The 17,986-nt window shown below is 48.2% G+C and carries 10 protein-coding genes; 1 reads left to right on the top strand and 9 read right to left on the bottom strand.

What is annotated here, in order from left to right; translation table 11 throughout:
- Nucleotides 1-13 precede the first annotated feature (13 nt).
- Nucleotides 14-1,480 carry a tRNA (N6-isopentenyl adenosine(37)-C2)-methylthiotransferase MiaB gene (gene miaB, locus BP71_RS17040; protein ID WP_496381292.1) on the bottom strand — a complete coding sequence of 489 codons (1,467 nt, stop codon included), beginning with the start codon at nt 1,478-1,480 and terminating at the stop codon, nt 14-16.
- 146 nt (nt 1,481-1,626) lie between these two features.
- Nucleotides 1,627-4,092 (bottom strand): translocation and assembly module lipoprotein TamL, encoded by a 2,466-nt coding sequence (gene tamL, locus BP71_RS17035; protein WP_496381290.1) that lies wholly within the window; start codon nt 4,090-4,092, stop codon nt 1,627-1,629.
- Between tamL and BP71_RS17030 the strand changes: the two genes are divergently transcribed.
- The gene (locus BP71_RS17030; RefSeq protein ID WP_496381288.1) at nt 4,092-4,850 is read left to right on the top strand and encodes a TrmH family RNA methyltransferase; all 759 of its coding nucleotides are present in this window, start codon (nt 4,092-4,094) and stop codon (nt 4,848-4,850) included. The two genes, tamL and BP71_RS17030, sit on opposite strands and share 1 nt — an antisense overlap.
- 7 nt (nt 4,851-4,857) lie before the next feature.
- Here the strand turns inward: BP71_RS17030 and BP71_RS17025 are convergent, their stop codons facing one another.
- From BP71_RS17025 to BP71_RS16995, 7 genes are all read right to left on the bottom strand, one after another.
- A complete protein-coding gene (locus tag BP71_RS17025) occupies nt 4,858-5,646 on the bottom strand; it encodes a queuosine precursor transporter (RefSeq protein WP_496381286.1) in 789 nt (262 codons plus the stop codon).
- Between the two features lie 48 nt (nt 5,647-5,694).
- Complete coding sequence (locus BP71_RS17020; protein ID WP_496381284.1) at nt 5,695-6,939, bottom strand: pyridoxal phosphate-dependent aminotransferase; 1,245 nt, start codon at nt 6,937-6,939, stop codon at nt 5,695-5,697.
- Nucleotides 6,940-7,148: 209 nt separating this feature from the next.
- Nucleotides 7,149-8,120, bottom strand: coding sequence for a DUF1735 domain-containing protein (locus tag BP71_RS17015; RefSeq protein WP_496381282.1), 972 nt, complete (start codon nt 8,118-8,120; stop codon nt 7,149-7,151).
- A gap of 7 nt (nt 8,121-8,127) precedes the next feature.
- Nucleotides 8,128-9,702: a SusD/RagB family nutrient-binding outer membrane lipoprotein gene (locus BP71_RS17010; RefSeq protein WP_496381280.1), complete on the bottom strand. Its 1,575-nt coding sequence runs from the start codon at nt 9,700-9,702 to the stop codon at nt 8,128-8,130.
- A gap of 10 nt (nt 9,703-9,712) precedes the next feature.
- Nucleotides 9,713-12,844 (bottom strand): SusC/RagA family TonB-linked outer membrane protein, encoded by a 3,132-nt coding sequence (locus BP71_RS17005; protein ID WP_496381278.1) that lies wholly within the window; start codon nt 12,842-12,844, stop codon nt 9,713-9,715.
- A gap of 207 nt (nt 12,845-13,051) precedes the next feature.
- Nucleotides 13,052-14,488 (bottom strand): SusD/RagB family nutrient-binding outer membrane lipoprotein, encoded by a 1,437-nt coding sequence (locus BP71_RS17000; RefSeq protein WP_496381276.1) that lies wholly within the window; start codon nt 14,486-14,488, stop codon nt 13,052-13,054.
- Nucleotides 14,489-14,493: 5 nt separating this feature from the next.
- The gene (locus tag BP71_RS16995; protein WP_496381274.1) at nt 14,494-17,784 is read right to left on the bottom strand and encodes a SusC/RagA family TonB-linked outer membrane protein; all 3,291 of its coding nucleotides are present in this window, start codon (nt 17,782-17,784) and stop codon (nt 14,494-14,496) included.
- Nucleotides 17,785-17,986: the final 202 nt, after the last annotated feature.

Genomic DNA, 17,986 nt, shown 5'->3' with positions numbered 1-17,986 from the left:
GAAATGGGTTGCATTACCGCACCACGACTTCGCTTACTGCTTTCCCTTTCAACGTGGCGGCGGAGCAATCGGTAATCAGCACATCTACATATTCTCCTATTTTGAAATCGCCGCGGGGAAAAACGACCCTTTTATTCTGGTCACATCTGCCGGTGAAATCGTCCTCGGAGCGTTTGGAAGTTCCTTCGATCAATACCCGCTGCACCGTCCCTAACATGCGTTGGTTACGTGCGAGTGAAAGGCCTTGCTGAACTTCGATGATCTCCGCAAGCCGTCTTTGTTTGACATCCTCGGGAATATCATCTTTAAATTTCTTGGCAGCAAGTGTCCCAGGCCGCTCCGAATAGGCAAACATATAACCGAAGTCAAAATTGGCATATTTGAGCAGAGAAAGGGAATCCTGGTGTTCTTCTTCTGTTTCTGAGCAGAACCCGGCGATCATATCATGGGAAATGCCGCATTCATCCCCCAAAATTCGGCGGATGCTGTCGATCCTCTCCATATACCATTCCCGGGTGTAGGTACGGTTCATGATTTCCAGCACACGGGTATTGCCGCTTTGTGCCGGTAAATGGATGTACTTACAGATGTTGTCGTACTTTTTTATAGTATATAACACCTGGTCTGTAATATCTTTGGGATGGGATGTGCTGAACCGGACTCTCAATTCCGGACTTATCTGCGCAACCAGTTCCAGCAGATGCGCAAAATTGACAGATTCTTCTGAACGGTCCTTGGTATCGCCACCGGAAACGGGTTGCCATTTGTAACTATCGACGTTCTGGCCGAGCAGGGTTACTTCCCGGTATCCATCTCTGAAAAGTTGTTCGGCTTCCCGGATAATAGAATGGGGATCGCGGCTGCGCTCGCGGCCGCGCGTGAAGGGCACAACACAGAAACTGCACATGTTGTCGCATCCCCGCATAATGGATACGAGCGCGGTGACGCCGTTGGAATTCAGCCGGATCGGGGAAATATCGGCATAGGTTTCTTCGCGTGACAGGAACACATTAACGCCTTTCTGACCGGTTTCAGCTTCTTCGACCAGTCTCGGAAGGTCGCGGTATGCGTCGGGCCCGGTTACGATGTCCACCATTTTTTCTTCGTCCAGAAGCTGCGCTTTGAGGCGTTCGGCCATGCAGCCCAGAATACCGATCAATGTACCCGGTTTCTTCGTCTTAATGAAGTTCAGGTGCTTTAACCGGTTTCTTACCTTTTGCTCCGCATTGTCTCGGATCGCACATGTATTAAGGAATATCAGATCGGCATTGTTGACGTCCGAAGTAGTAGCGTAACCAGCTTCGCGCATCACAGATGCCACGATCTCGCTGTCAGAGAAGTTCATCTGGCAACCATAACTTTCGATAAACAACCTTTTTTTTCCTGAAAGCGGTTCGTTTTCCGAAATGCGTACAGTTTCACAAGCTTCCTTGTCCGCCTCTGTCAAAATTTTTAATGTATCTGCAATACGGTGCTCCATGAAAAGGAAATCTTAAACGCTTAAACAATTACTGCGGTAACCCGGGCGCGTCGGTACAGGCCGGATCATACCGAAGGATTGCAAATATAGGAAAAAAGAGACAAAAACTGACAAACTGTCATATACCCCCGGGCCCCCGCCAACCATCAGAAAGGGTATCCGACACCGAGGTTGATATTCAGAAAGTTGGATTGTGTCCGGTTGAAAAGCTTCTTGAACTGCAATTCATCCAGAACAAACCTTTGTAATGCCGGATCATACACTTTGATGCCAAAATCAAACCGGAGAATGAAGAATGAAAGATCGTATCTGATCCCGAATCCGGTCCCAACGGCCATTTCGCGAAGGAATTTGTCAGCCTTGAACTTCTGCTGATCGGTAGCAGTACTGTTCAGGTTCCAGACATTACCTACATCAAGGAATAGTGCGTAGTTGATATCCCCGAAGAATTTAGTCAGATACCCTCGCCATTCCAGGTTACCTTCCAGCAAAAATTCACCTGGCGATTCGAAAGAGAACTTATTGGACAGCAACTTAGGCGGAGACGAGCCGGGACCAAGTCGCCGGGGGAGCCAGGCCCTTAAACTGTTGGAGCCGCCCGCAAAGAAATATTTTTCATACGGAGGTACCTTACTATCTCCATAACTATAGATCGCTCCTGAATTGACGCGGGCTACGAATGCAGATTTTCGGCCCATTGGCCAGTACCGCCGGTAATCAACATTCAGGCGCAGGTATTTGTAAAACTGAAGACCGTCATCGCCTACTATATTCTTGATCAGCTCTTCCTGTTTGGGAAGGATATTCAGGGTAGTCCCTCCCGATTCCAGAACAATCCGGAAGTAGCGTGCATTCTTTTGAGGGCCAATCAGCGAATTGGTATTATACACAAAATTCACATTGATGTCCGATACAAAAGATTTATTAAAACTGTTGATCAGGTTATTTCCTTGCTGGTCGCGCAATGCAATAAGCAGTGAGTCGAAATCGGGGCGTATGTACGTCGTATTCAGGATATTGAGATCGACCAGCGATACGTTGAACAACGTGGTTGGAGTCGGCTGCCACGAATAGGTGGTATTCACTTTCAAGTTGGTACGGGTATATTCCGGTCGGTTCACGTAGTTGTATCCTAAACTTAGTTGTGTCCTCGGATTATAATTCGCTGTCTGTCTTTTGAACAGGTTCTGGGGGGTGAGCAAACGTGGAAAAATAAGGGATGTATTGATGCCGATTTCTTCACTGCGATAAACCCGCTGATCGCCGACAAATCCGGGTACCAACTCGATACCGCCTCTGATATTCGCTTCGAAATTTTCCAGTCCGTTGAAAACGTTGCGGATTTTGTAGGATAGGTTCGCAAACGGTCCTGGTGTTCCCTGAAGCTGGATTACATTGAGGCCCACATCCGTCGAGATCTGATACTTCTCCATCGGGATTACTTTGAAATAGCTGTTAATTCCTTTTCCTGTGGAATCCAGTGTGTAGTTATAATTCACAAACCGGAACTGATCGGTAAGCGAAAGTTGCTGCTGGGTATCACGCTCTTTTTTCTGGCTATAATAAGCGCCCGGACGCACTTGCATTTTACTGTCAAGGATTTTTCGGGAGAACTTTTTGTCTGCAAAAACATACCTGATCCCGGCAAAAACGCTGGTGTCTTTTCTGAATAGCGAGTCCGGAGTCCCCAACGGTGGCAACACTTCAAAATTGACCGAATTAATGAAATATCGAAGAGGCTTGTTTCCCTGCGTGGGCATATCCACGCGCACCTGTACGTCAACAGATTTGAAAAGGCTGTCGGTGGAAGGGTTTGAGATCGTGTCGTTCACGAGATAGGAAACATTCTGCCTGGAAAAACCCATGTAGCCCTCATTTCGCAGCAGTGTTTCGATCCGGATCCGCTCTTCTTCAAATGCATCTCCATCGTACCGTTTGCGGGGAAGGAGGGCCGCATTCTTCGCATCACCCTTGATCAGGCTGTCTGCCAGCTGGTTTCCAATCTGGTAATTTAGGTTCCTGATCATCGTGGGCCGGTTTTCGGTTACGATGTAGTTGACCCGGATACGCCTGAAAATGGTGTCAGGTTTGAATGTTACCTTAGCATTGAAAAAGCCGTTATTGTAGAGGTACTTCTCCATTTTTTCAGCATTCTGGACTACCTCCGACCGGATGTAGTAAACCGGGGCTTCGCCGAGCACACGCATCCAAAAGTTCCCCTGCTGAGCCCTGGCCTGTGCCTTTTCAAGCTTTTTGGCATAGCGTCGCTGGATCTTTTCGAGCTTTCGCGGTGAATTTGCGTGTTCCTGGGATTCTTTCTGGTAATTTTGTGTCACCTCGATCACCTTGCGTTGTTTTTCCTCCCGGTTGTAAAACAACTCGCCAAACCGGTAAAGGCCCACGTAAGGGAAGATGGGAAATCCCAGCATGCGACGGTTGGGTTTTTGCGGGATCAACGCGTCGAGCTCGGAGTCGCTGATGACTTTGTTGCCTTTGATGGAAGAGTTACCAAGGAAATAGCCTTTCGACGTAGGTTTGGGGGCGCAGGAAAACAGTCCCGTCAGGACGAGGAGGATAAACCAGCCGAATATAGTCTTACAATTAATATTCAATGTTGTCAAAAAATCGCATCAAGTATATCAACTCGCTTAAAATCAAGAAGTACCGGCAGCTTCACCAGTCATTTATTGTAGAAGGAGGCAAAAGTGTGCTTGAATTGCTGGATTCGGATTTTAATATCGAGTTTGTACTGGTAACACAGGAATTTCAGCAAAAATACTCAAGTATTTTAACCCGGCATAACGTGGCCGTTGAAACTGCGACAATCCAGGAACTTGAAGGGCTGGGTTCGTTCCAGACGAATGATTCGTGTCTGGCTGTGGCTAAAACGAAGGAGAATGAGTTTTTGTCTCCCCAGGCGTCGGAATATGTGATTATGCTCGATGATGTGCGGGACCCGGGAAACCTGGGTACTATCATCCGGATAGCCGATTGGTATGGCATTAATAAAATTGTCTGCTCCCGTGACACGACCGACGTTTATAACCCCAAAGTGATTGCTGCGAGTAAAGGGTCATTTACCCGGGTCAGACTTTTCTACACGGCATTGCCCGAGTATTTTGAAAAAGTGCAGGGCGGTGCCCACAGCGTGATCGGCGCTTTTCTGGGAGGCCAGTCATTGTACGATTTTGGATTTCCCGCTGAAGGCGGTATAATCCTGATGGGAAATGAGTCGAACGGGATCAGTGATGTCGTAGCTGCTTTTGTTACGGATAAGGTTATGATCCCCAGATTTGGCGAAGCCGAATCTCTGAACGTAGGAATCGCTACGGCCGTCATGCTCGATAATATGCGGCGCCAGGTGCGCTGAATACCTTTTACTCGTGCGCAGCTTTATGTGATAGCTCTTCCGCGTACTCTTTACCCAGATAGTTATCGATGAAATAATGGGCGACGTACAGAAGGGGCGTCAATAAAATCGCGACCATTCCCTTATACAGGTAATTGATGGTGCCAACGGAGAAAACCAGTTTAAGGTCCCAGTTCCCAAATACATAAAATGCGATCCCAATTACGACAAAGCTGTCGATCAATTGGGAAAACATGGTGGAGCCCGTCGCTCTGAGCCAGATGAAACGGCTGCCGGTCTTTCGGCGAAGCCATGAAAAAACGAGAATGTCCAGCAACTGCCCCAGCAAAAAAGCAGTGATCGAACCGATCATGATACCAAGCCCCTGGTTGAAGATTTTTGCAAAAGCGTCGTTGATATTGAATGTGTTACCCTGTTTGTCGGTGTTGTTCAGATCCAGCCAAAACTGCGCGGGGGGTAATTGGGTGGCAATGTAAATAATGAGGAAAGTGTAGACGATCAGGCTGGACGTCAGATAGGAAATCCTTTTGACACCTTTCCGGCCAAAATACTCATTGATAATATCCGAAGTGATGAAAACGATCGGCCAGCTGATTACACCGGCCGTCATATTGAAATCCAGTTTTTGGCCTCCTATCGGTAATTGTGCCGGGGCGATACCCAGAAGGGTCTCCACTGAAAATATTTTCCCGCCAATGATTTCCGCGATCAGCGCGTTGGTCAGAAAGATGCCACAAAGCAACAGGAAAAGGCGTTGGCGTTTGGCTTCCTGCGTAGTTGTATCGGGTGTAGGCATTGGCAGTACTTTACTGTCAGTGGAGGGATATGTGTTTTAAATTTCTGATCAGGCAATGAGATCTTCAACAGTACGCGTCGACATGATTCGGCGGTTCGTCAGGAAGAATTCCAGCTTGTCCATGGCCTGGTTCAGCTCATCCAGTGTGGGAAGGAACACGATCCGGAAATGGGGTTCGAGATGATAGTTGAAACCGGTACCAGCCACGACAAGCACCTTTTGATCCGCCAGTAACTCGTATACAAACTGATCGTCTGCTTTAAAACCGAACTTTTTCAGATCTATTTTCGGAAAAACATACAGGGAGCCTTTCGGTTTCACACACGTAATGCCTGGGATTGCCGTGAGCCTGTCGTAAACCAGATTCATTTGCTTATACAATCTGCCTGTTGGTACAATATGTTCTTTTATACTCTGATAACCACCTAATGCCGTCTGGATCGCGTATTGCGTGGGTACATTCGCACACAGGCGCATACTCGCGAGCAGAAGTAGTCCTTCGGCATACGACTTGGCCTTTTGTTTGGCACCGCTGAGGATCATCCAGCCCCCGCGGAAGCCGGCTGAGCGGTAGTTTTTGGAAAGGCCTCCATAGGACACGCAGAGGGTATCCGTCACAAATGAACCCATTGGATGGTGTACGGCACCATTGTAAAGGATTTTATCGTAGATCTCGTCCGCGAAAATGATCAGCCCGTGTTCTTCAGCAATCCGTGCGATACGGCTCAATGCCTCCTTGTCGTAAACTGCGCCGGTGGGGTTGTTTGGGTTGATAATGACAATGCCTTTGGTGCGCGACGTAATTTTCTTTTCCAGATCATCCAGGTCAGGATTCCAGTCAGATTCCTCATCACATATATAATGTACCGGCGTGCCGCCGCTCAGTGAGATTGCCGCAGTCCACAGCGGGTAGTCGGGAGACGGGACCAGTACTTCGTCGCCGGGATTGAGCAGTGCCTGCATCGAGAGCAGGATCAATTCACTGACACCATTCCCGATAAAAATGTCGTTAATTTCAACATCTTGAATACCAATCGTTTGTGTGTAGTGCATGATCGCCTTGCGCGCCGCGAACAAACCACGTGAATCCGAATAGCCTTGCGCATTGCGGATATTCATGATGATGTCGTGGACGATCTCGTCGGGCGAATCAAAACCGAACGGTGCGGGATTGCCAATGTTCAGGTTATGGATTTTGTACCCCTGACTTTCAAGCTCTAACGCTTTCTGATAGGTAGCTCCGCGGATCTCGTATTTCAGATGATTCAGGCGGTCGCTTTTTAAGAATTCCATTATTTTCAAGAGTTGGATAACCCTCAAAGTTAAATAAAATGAATGGATTTATCGGAAACCCATCTTTTGCAAAGATTTCGGCTATTGTGGCGCCAGTAAAAAAGAGGAGATTCTCCGGAAGAAGCTGAATTATGCAGGACAAATGCAAATCAAAAAAGTTCCGCCGGTCAAGCTGACCGGCGGAAGATAAAATACTGGGAAACTTGTAATTATCTGGGTCTGGAGAACTTCCATTCTTCCTCCCAGGTGGTGCGGATATGCGGAGGCGCAGTGACCACACTGGGTTGTAACATCCAATAGCTGATTTTGATGACTTTACCGGTTGGGTCGTAGGTGTTGATGCCTTGTGGGTTCAGTTTGCCGGAACGGCTATTGGAAGCTGGTTGGCCGTAAAAATTTTTGACACTGACGATCTTGTTCGTGGCGGGGTCGAATTCGACTACAGGTGAGAAAGTAGCGTACCCACTGACGCCAGTCCCGGTCCAGAAGGGTACATAGGCCGCGCCGCTCCAATTGATGTGATCGGTAACGACGCATTCTGTCGCCGATATGGTTTCGAGTGTGTACTCCACTTTTTTACCTGTGGTGTATAGGCCCGTAAATGCAGCATTGGTTGCGTCGGACATTTTGCCGGTGACAGTGTAAACGCCGTCGTATTTGTTCTTCGCATTAACATTCAATAGAATGGTTCCAAAGTTGCCGCTGATAATTCCTGCCGAAGCCGACTGGATCTGGATCGGCAGAACATATTTTTTGGTGAAATCGAAGGATGAACTTTTGAATTTGAGTTTTACTGCGGCTGTTCGCTGCCCTTTGGGTATTACCACCGACGTCACTAATGTGTACAGACTTTCATCAATAAGATCGTACGCCTTGTGTTGCTCCGCGTTGTATTGGCTCAATGCCGCGGTATCGATGCCGAATTTTACAGTAATGTCTTCCGGTGCAACATGCGCCCCGGAATAGCTCACCGTAATCGCATATTCGTTTTCATCGGCCAGGTCGAAAGCTTTGGTATACAATGCATACTTACTGCCATTCGGAGAGACAAAACTGGAAGGGTTCTTGAACTCCAGTACGTTAACTGAATTTTCGGGGTCGAGCGTCATCTCGTCTCTTAAACAGGACACGAGCAGGCTGATCAGCGTGATCAGCATTATCCATTGATATATTTTTTTCATGGTCGGATTAGTTTGGGTCCCAGAAAATGAGGTCGGTGAATTGATTAATGGCCTTATAGTTCGCAGCATTGTAGGATTGCTCCGATGAGGGATACAGAATGCGGGAGGGAAGTTTGTCAGGGCGGGTCGACGTGGATAACAGCGACGCGATATTGTGGTAGCCATCCCCTTTGGGATCAGTAACGGGGTAGCCAGTTCGTCTGAACTCATTCCAGGCTTCATCGGAATGGATCATGTTAAGGGCAATGTACTTTTGTGTGATGATGGCTTCCAGTTTTTCGGCCGGTGTTTTGGCAAGCTTAATGTCAACGAAATAGCTGGCGGGATTGTCTTTCTTGTAGGTGGCCACGTCCGCATTGACATCTTTCGTCGCCGATACTATGTTGGTGGTCTCTTTATAAAGGTATCGGAACGACGCGGTTATCCCATTATCAAAACTTTCAACAGGTTCTCCGGTCAGGTATCCTTTCAACTTTGCTTCGGCTTGTAAAAAATGAGATTCCGCAGCCAGCATCAACGGTTGTCCCTGAGAAGGTCCCTTCATAATGCCCAGTGAATTGGCTATACTGGATGCGCTGCTGAATGTACCCGAATACCAGGTCGAATAGTTGGTAATTACTGTCGGTGCATCCACTTCATTGCCCAGTTGATTAACGGGAGTATTGGTTTCGAAATTTTTATAAATCACGCTTCCCCGCCCGTTGTCAGTCAGCTTCTGGCCTTTGTAGAAACCAAACGCGAATTTGGTTGCCGTGCGCGAGGAGTTGGAAAGGGTGCCTGTGGTGGAATAGGCCCAGGCATTCCAGAGGGGGTTGGGTTTATCTTTCACGTATCCGGGGTTGACTACCGCGTCGTCTGTCAAAAAGCCTATACTTGTATCGATCCCTTTAAAGCCCTTTTGTGCAAAATCTGCGAGTGACGCTACTCCGGAGATCCTGATCAGCATGCGGAGCTTAAGTGTATTGGCAAACTGTTTCCATTTAGTCATGTTTCCACTGAATAGCGGATCGGATGATGCGTTCAGATTCTTTGGAAACTTGGCACTGCTGATGACGCCAATGGCATCATCCAGTTTGGTGATCAGATCCTGATAGATAGTAGCCGCGTCGTCATACTTTGGAGTCAGGTTGGCATTGTTCTGCAATGCTTCCGAGTAGGGAACATTGTTGAATGCATCCACAAGCCGCTGGTAGTTGAGCGCGGTCATGATTTTAGCCGTGGCATTGGCATACGCAAGTTCGTCGCTGCCGTTGGTTTGCTCTATTACATATTGATAATCCTGTAAATTATCATAGGTGCTTATCCATAGCGTATTATAATCTCCCGGTACAATCTGGTAATTAAAGAGATTGCCAAAACCGGAAAAACCTCCGGCATTGGCAATGTATCCGCCAAAATGTGCACCATACGAATTGTACGCGCTGGAAATAGCCGCCGATCCCGTAATGGCCTGAGGGAGTACAAGTAACGCCGAAGCACTGGTGGCTGAGTTCGGATTTTCATTGATATCGAGATAGCTGTCGCACGAAACACTTGCGAGCAGCATGGCCATGAAGAGGCCGTGTTTAAATATTGGATTCATGCGTGTCGATTTAGAAGGTAAATGATAAGCTGGCGCCGAAATACCTGGCTGGCGGTGTTTGTGCCAGGTTGGTGAAGCCGACCGCGTTATTGTCGACACCATTCTGACTGTATTCAGGGTCGGTATAGAGGTTTGACTTGGGAACCCATATGAATAGGTTCCTGCCCTGGATACTCACAGTGACACCCTGAATAAATTTAGTTTTTGAAAGGACTTCAGCAGGTAGGTCGTATCGGAGGGAAGCTTCCCGGAGTTTCCAGAAGCCGGCCGAATTGGCATAGTTCTCGCCGATGTTTCGGTTCCGGGTGCCGTCAGTCCAGAAATCGGCCCCACCACTTCTGACTGCGATGTTGGTATTCGGCACATACTGACCGTCTGCGTTTTTATAGGAAGAATTTGGAATTACAAATCGATCCCGGTTATACCAGGCGGTGCGGAATCCGGCGCCTGAAAAATCGTATCCTGTTGAAATAGAATTGTAGATGTAATGCCCGTTGCGGTATTCAAATAAAGCATTGAATCTCAGTTTTTTGAATTTGATAGTTCCGTTTAACCCCAGAATGTGCGGTGGATTAGTGATACCTACATCCTGAAAAGTCCCGTTTGTAGCCGGATAGCCTGTAATGGGATCAACAATGATCCGGCCTTCGGGATCCCGGTTGTAACGGGTAGTCTGCAGGAGTGGAAACGGCGAACCGACTTTGGCAAGAATGCGTGCCGTAGTCCCGTCGTTAGCCAGTGTTATTTGGTCGGATTGTCCGGAAAGTGAAATAACCTTGTTGCGATTGAATGTATAATTGGCCGCAAGCGAAATTTCTAACCCGTTGGACAGTTTCACTGGCGTCAGGCTTAGATAGCTTTCCACACCGTTGTTCTGTACTTCTCCCACATTGGTGGTAAGACTTTGATACCCCGTCGCTGCGGAGACCAGGACGGAAATGGTTTGGTTGAAAGTGTTGGTTTTGTAAAAAGTGACGCCACCTGCAATGGAAAAAGGACTAAGTTCGAAATCCAGCCCTGCTTCTGAACCGATCGTCATTTCCGGTTTAATATCGGCAGCTACGAGCCTGTTGTCCAGTGTGAAGCCGGCTCCGCTGGAATAAGGATAACCGAATGCCTGGGAAAATGTACTGCTGAGGGAATATGCGCCGAGATTAAATACATTCCCGAGATTAACCTGCCCGACCTTGGAGTACCCGCCTCGTATTTTGAGCGTTCTCAAAAAACCGGACTGACTCAATGCGGGTATCGCATCGGTTGCAATGAATGATAGGTCTGCCGACGGGTAAAAAAATGACCGGTTACTTTTGGAAAGAACCGAGCGCCAATCGTTTCGACCCGTGATATGGAGGTAAAGGAAATCCTTAAACCCGAGCCTTGTTTCTCCATAAACACCTATTTGGCGTGTTTTGTAGTTTTCCTCGGACGCCGCCGGGTTGCTAAGACTGTTCCCGATATTATAAAGATCATTGATTACCAGTCCGTTTGCTGAGATGAATACGATCTTGTTCCCATTTTCTCTAAATGTGGTGCCTAATGCAGAGCTAAAACTGATATCCTGTGTCAGGTTCGTTTTGAATTCAGCGATAAAGTCATTGACAAGTTGTGTGATAAAACCACTGAAATCTGACACATTTCCTGGAATGTCGGTTTTGGAACTGCCAGAGATGCTCTTGGTATAGTCGGAGTAGGTGAATTTACCGATCCGGCTTTTCCCCGAATAATTTTTCGTGGTTACGCCTATGCGATATGTGAAGGTCAATGGTTTTATCGGGTTCCATTTCAGCTCCATGTTCCCCTGGAAATAATCGTATCTTGAAAGTGCCCGGTTGTTAGCCAGTGAAAAGTAAGGATTGGGCGCGTATTCATTGAAATATCCATTAGGATTTCCAAACGGGTTGTTTTGCCAATCCTTGTACTGCGTTACATCGACTTGCGAAGGCGACATCAGCAGGTTCTGATATGCCGCTGCCGTCGCATTACTTACGTCACTTCGTGTGGCTACGAAATTCGTATTGAATGATGCTGTCAGATTTTTATAAATATGCCTACTGCTGTTTGCGCGGACACTGTATCGTTTAAAAGCCTCATAAGGGACAGTGGAATGTTGATTTGTATATTGAGCCGAAAGATAATAAGTGCTTTTTTCGTCGCCTGATGAAATGCTCAGATCCGTTTGATTCGTGAGACCCGTCTTCCAGAAATCTTCGCGGGAATTCTTTGCCGTGTACGGGACGGTCTGTATCGATCCATCCTGCAAGGGCTTGCCGATTTTTACCGTCGAACCGTCAAAGGCCGGCCCGAATTGCTGGTTTTCATAAGGGGTGTAGGTAGGAACATCATCAGGAGTAGTTCCGGAGCCAAAGCCGGATTGAAGTTTGGGCAAAAAACTGACTTTCTCCATCGTCGCGGTATGGGAAAGCCGTATCTCGGTTTTTCCTGATTTTCCTTTTTTGGTAGTGACGATCAGCGCTCCGTTCGAAGCGTCGGACCCGTACAATGCCGCTGCTCCAGCACCATTCAGGACCTGGATGTCGTCGATGTCTTCGGGATTGATGTTGGCGAGGATATCGCTGGTCGATATCATATTATCGATGATCACCAGTGCCTGATTATTTCCAGTCAGCGACCGGTTACCTCTCAGGACCAGCCTGAATGCCGGGTTTACTCCGCTGCTCACACCCATTACAAGCAACCCCGGTACTCTGCCAGCCAGACTGGACGCTACGCTGGTCGGCTTCCCTTGGGTAAGTTCCTGTGATTTGAGGGTGGTTGACTGGCTTCCCAACTCCCGGCGTTGTGCGGTAAGACCGCCTGCGGTGATGACGATTTCATTCAGCGAAAGTTCATCCAGCTCTAGACCTACGTCCAACCGGCGTGAGTTTGGAATTTTAATGCTCTGGCTAAGAAAACCTACGAATGAGAACACCAGCGTCTGCCCCGGCCGGGCCTGGACCTTGTATTCGCCATTTTCGTTAGTGAGTGTGCCTGACGTGCTGCCGGACACTCTAACGCTAACGCCGGGAAGAGCAGAACTGTCGGAGGATGACCATACCCTTCCGGTTATTTCCTGGTTTTGGGCAAAGGCGGAGGTTTGACATAGCAGTAATCCAACCGCAAGGGAGAGTAAGAGTTGTTTCATCAAAGCTAGGTTTGTGGTGAGGAGGGCTTTTAAAACCTCATAGCTATGAATTTACAATTAGGAAGAGCGGACTACGGAAACTTATCCAGCCAGTGGTTTTGATGAATTTTTAAGCGGTATATCACTCCGTCTGAATTGTTAGAATTGATCATAACGAAGAACGGCGGACCTAGGCCCGCCGTTCTTCGTTATGATCAATGAATGTGACTAGAATTTATCCCACCACAGTTTCGTGGTCGCCAGGTCACCTCCGATTGCACCCGCCGCTGCTTCGCGGTTGGCGCCATTCAAAGTTTGTTCGTTGATCGGATAGATCATCCGGACCGGGATGGCGAGGCCGGCAGGTGCGTTACCACCTGTTGGAGGCGATAGTTTGGGAGAGTCGAGTCTTCTCCATTCCACCCATGATTCCCACCCTCTATTATAAAGCGCAAGCCATTTCTGGAAGCCGATTTTCTCTTTCCAGGTACCTTTTGCAGTTGTGTAGGCCACATTGGGTTGAGCCAGGTAGGCTGTTGCCGCAGCAGGTGTCCCACCCCAGTAAACGATGGATGCCGTTACACCTTTGTTATAGTGTTCAGCGGCCGATCCTGTGATGAATCCTCTTTCCACAGCTTCTGCAAGCAGGAATTCAACCTCGGAATAATCGAGTAGCAACCCTTCCAATGTGGGGTCGATAATCTTGTCGCTTACATGCGAGAAGCTACCGTAGGTATTCAGAAAACCATATTTACCACCGACGAACTTTCCACTAACCGTTGTGAAGAAGAACTCTCTCCTCGGATCGTTCAACTCGTTCATCGGGTTGATGATCGTTTCGGCAGCCACAAAATCCTGACGGCTCGAATAAAGCGGGTTCAGGTTTTGCGCGATTACATTGTAGTTCGGCGGCGTTGAAATATATGGGAAAGCTGCTTTGTCGCCATTCTCCGTAAATACTTTCGGTGCTGCTTCCGCTACGAGTTTCTTCGCTTTTTCCGGGTCGCTGTCAGCAATGATCATCGCCAGTTTCAGTTTCAGCGAGTTTCCGAATTTCACCCATTTAGGAATTTTGCCTTTGTAAAGCAGATCACCTGCTCCGAATGGTGTTCCTTTTGCCTCCAATTTAGGAAGGGCAGCGTCCAGGCGTACCAGGATCGCGTCATAGACGGTTTTGGCGTCATCGTATTTCGGAAGCGGGTTTTCCGGGTTCATTGCCTCGCTATAAGGGAGGTTCCCGAATGTGTTGACCAATGCAGCCCAGGCCATCACTTCCACTACCTCAATCTGTGCCAGTTGTACGTCTTTTGTTTCCGGTGTGAGGAAGGCATCGGCGTTGATCAGCCTTCTTGCTTCATTCAAGTCGGAGATCACACCTTTGTACATTCCCTGCCAGAATGCCTGCGGAATGGTGCGGGCCGTTACATTGTAGCGCGGCTCGTCCAGGTAAGTAGTGGTTGCCCACTGCTGTACATACAGGCGGTAGTTGTTTACGTTTACGTTGGGGCTGGTGAGCGTGTCCGCCAGACCTTTCAATGCATTGGAGAACAATGTTACAGGCGGAACCACCGACGGGCGCTTGGTATCCACATTGTAGTCGTCCAGGCTATCGACGCAGGCCGTCAACAGGAGAACGGGGAGGAAAAGAATGATTAATTTTTTCATATCGATTAGAAACGGAATTTAACATTGAAACCATAGCTTCTTACTGCCGGGTATGCGCCACTCTGGTATCCACCGGCACCATTCAGCAATCCTGAGCCCAGTCCTTCTTCAGGATCCTGGTAAGGCATGTTTTTGTGAATGATCCAAAGGTTACGTCCGATCACCGAGATGTCGATCTCTTTGAATGCGCGCAATTTGCTTACGATAGCCTGTGGGAGGCCGTAAGTAAGGGCAACTTCTCTCAGCTTGATATAGCTTCCGTCGTAGACGTACATGGCTCTCGGTGGGTTGCCCGGGTAACCGTATGCGGTAGCACCGTTTCCGTCAATGTTTTCAGCGCGAATGGTGTTGGGTGATCCATCTGCTTGTACGCCCGGGAACAGAACTCCCCCCTGGTTGGGTGCATTGCCTATTTTATTGCCTTTCTCGTCGTACAGATATGCGGGGTTTCTCTTAGGATTGCCCAATTCGTTCAAGCCGGCTGTGATCGGGTACAAACCGGTACCTTCACCATACCACTGGTCGAGTGACCATACGTCACCGCCTTTGCGGATATCAAGCAGGAAGCTCAAAGACAATGTTTTGTATTTCAATGTATTGCTTACGCCTCCGATCCAGTCCGGATTGGGATTGCCGATGATTTCGGCAGAGCCGGGAGTGGCTGCGTAAATACCGTTGGCCTTCACGATCTTCTGACCGTTATCCTTGTGATACTGGAAGTTGGTACCTCTGATCACGCCGAAGGGTTGCCCTTCCGCGGCGTTCAATGTAACACCTCCCGCAGGTGCGGCGATCTGAACGTTGGTTACTTTGTTATCACCATCACCATATAGGCTGATAACCTTGTTGCGGTTTCTTGCAAAGTTGACATTCACCGTCCATGAGAAATCCTGTACCTTGATCGGTGTTACGTAAGCAGAAATCTCGATACCCTTGTTCTGTACTTCTCCGGAGTTGACATAACGGAATGCATAACCTGTTGCCGCGGTAATTGACACCGGTAGGATCTGATCCAGGGTCTGTGAACGGTAGTAAGTTACATTCAAGCCTACTCGGTCGTTCAGGAATGCTGTTTCAAGTCCAAATTCATAGTTTTTGGTTCTTTCCGGTTTCAGATCCGGATTGTTTTTGGTGTTTCTCAGAGTGAAATAAGGAATCGCTCCAAGGCCGGTTGGCTTGTCATACACATCTGCGGTAGTTCCCCATGGCGCATCGTTACCTACTTCTGCGTAGTTGGCACTTATTTTGGCCATTGTCAACCAGCTAAACTTCATTGCTTCCAGGTTCGAGATATTGAAGTTGGCACCGATCGCAGGATAGAAATAGGTATTGTTGTTTTTGCTCAGTGTCGTCGATTTGTCTTGTCTTGCGGTCAGGTCGAGGTTTACGAGGTCCTTGTAGCCAAACGAAGCCTGTGCGTAAAGACCGTCGACACCGATTCTTCTGTAAGCTTCAGTGGGCGCTTCAATAGGGTTGGCAGAGTTGGAGAGCGAGAAAAGGCCCGGTACAACCATCCCACCGTTCGTTTGCGCACGGATCACATTTTCCGTAGAGCGGCGCATGCTTCCACCCGCCAAACCTGAGAAGTTGATGGTCTTGGTAATGGCCTTGCGGAAATTGAAGATCACGTCGAGGTTGGTCTCGTTGAATCCTCTGTTAAATCGCTTGTACTGGGCGGGGTCGGAGCTTCCGAAAGCGATGCGCTCTTCCTGCATATCCTGTGTGCCGTTGTATGCAAACCGCGTGGTGAGGTCAACCCACGGAGCAATTTTATAAACTGCTGCTGCATAACCGAAGAAGTTGTCGCGTGAATCATTCGAGAAGTTCTCATACCGAGAGAAATATGGGTTTTCCGAATAGATCGGGCCATTTTCCGAATAAGGATCGGTGGGGCTTCCCCAGTTCCATGTAACGTCCTGTCTGTTTCTGAAATAAGCGGCTTTTTGCTCCAGAAGATCTACGTTGGTCTGGAACCACTGCCGGAGCTGCTGGTTAGGGTTTTTCCCGTCGTAACCGGTTCCGTAACGGCCAATCCCTTTTATCTGGGAGTAATTTGCATTGGCAGAAATGGTCAGTTTCTTGGTCAGGTCAAATGAAGCCGAGAAATTGAAAAGGTTTTTGCCCAGTTTACTGTTTGGAAGCACACCTTTTTCATCGTTGCGGGTGTAACCTACTTTAAAGGTCGAGTTTTCGCCGCCACCCATGATGTTTACACTTTGATTGGATGTCACGCCGGTCTCAAAGAATGCAGCCGGGCCGTTTTTTGCAGCAACCCAGGGTGTCATTTTTCCGAAAGTAGGGGAGGTCGGATCCAATGCATCCCACTGGTATACCATACGGGATGGGTCAAATTTGGCTCCGAAAGAGGCATCCGCGTCGAAAACAGCGATATCACCTTCCCCTGAACCGAGATTGCCGCGGTAGAACTGATCGGCTGCACCGTCACCACCGTATCCCGCGCCGTACTCATTCTGGTATTTTGCATACGTGCTTTTGTCAATTTTGCCCCAGGTCACACCGCTGTTGACGGTTACATCAAAACTGTTTTTGCGTCCTTGCTTGGTGGTGATCAGGATCACACCATTGGATGCACGTGATCCGTAAAGCGCGGTAGCAGCTGCACCTTTCAATACGTTGATCGACGCAATGTTGTCTGGATTAATGTCGGAAGCAGCATTACCATAGTCGGTTCCCGCACGGCCTGTCTGCTGGTCGCTTGTGTTGGTGTTCGCGTTTGTTACAGGAACCCCGTCAATTACCCACAAAGCCTGGTTGTTACCGGTGATGGATTTGTAACCACGGATTATCGCGCTTGTGGATCCACCAAGGTTATTGTTGGTTTTGATATCCAGACCGGCAATTTTACCTGCCAGCGCATTCATCACGTTGGGGTTGCGTGCCTGTACGATCTGCTCGCTGCTTACCTGTTGCGCGGCGTATACAAGCTCATTTCTTTTTCTTTCCTGCCCAAGAGCTGTTACAACAACTTCCTGAAGCTGGCTGACATCGTTTTTTAGCGAGACGTTGATGACAGACTGGCTTCCTACCACAACCTCCTGTGTTTGAAAACCGATAAAACTGAATACCAGTGTAGAACCCGTTGATGAGGTAATTGTGTACTGTCCCTGGCTGTCTGTGGTGGTACCGCGAGTAGTACCTTTCAAAGAAATGTTAACGCCCGGTAGTATCGAGCCGTCATCGGCAGTGACCTTGCCGGTCACAGCGACATCCTGGGCATGCAGCTGCGTGATTAATAGCAGTAAACACCCCATGAAGGAGAATAGAGTCTTCCTCATAAATCAATTATAAAGTTAGGTTTGTTATGTAAACATAATGTTGCAAAAATAACTATTAGTTTAACCATTACAACTCCGACATTGCTAAATTTCAAAATTTACTTTGGTTGCAGGCCACTAATTGAAGAATTTTGTATGCGTAATGGCTGGTTTTTTGCAATTTTTATAAATGCGGGAATTTTCTAAAATCGGCGCTCATGTT

The organism is Dyadobacter ginsengisoli DSM 21015, assembly GCF_059568735.1.
This window is presented reverse-complemented; position numbering and strand designations above follow the sequence as displayed.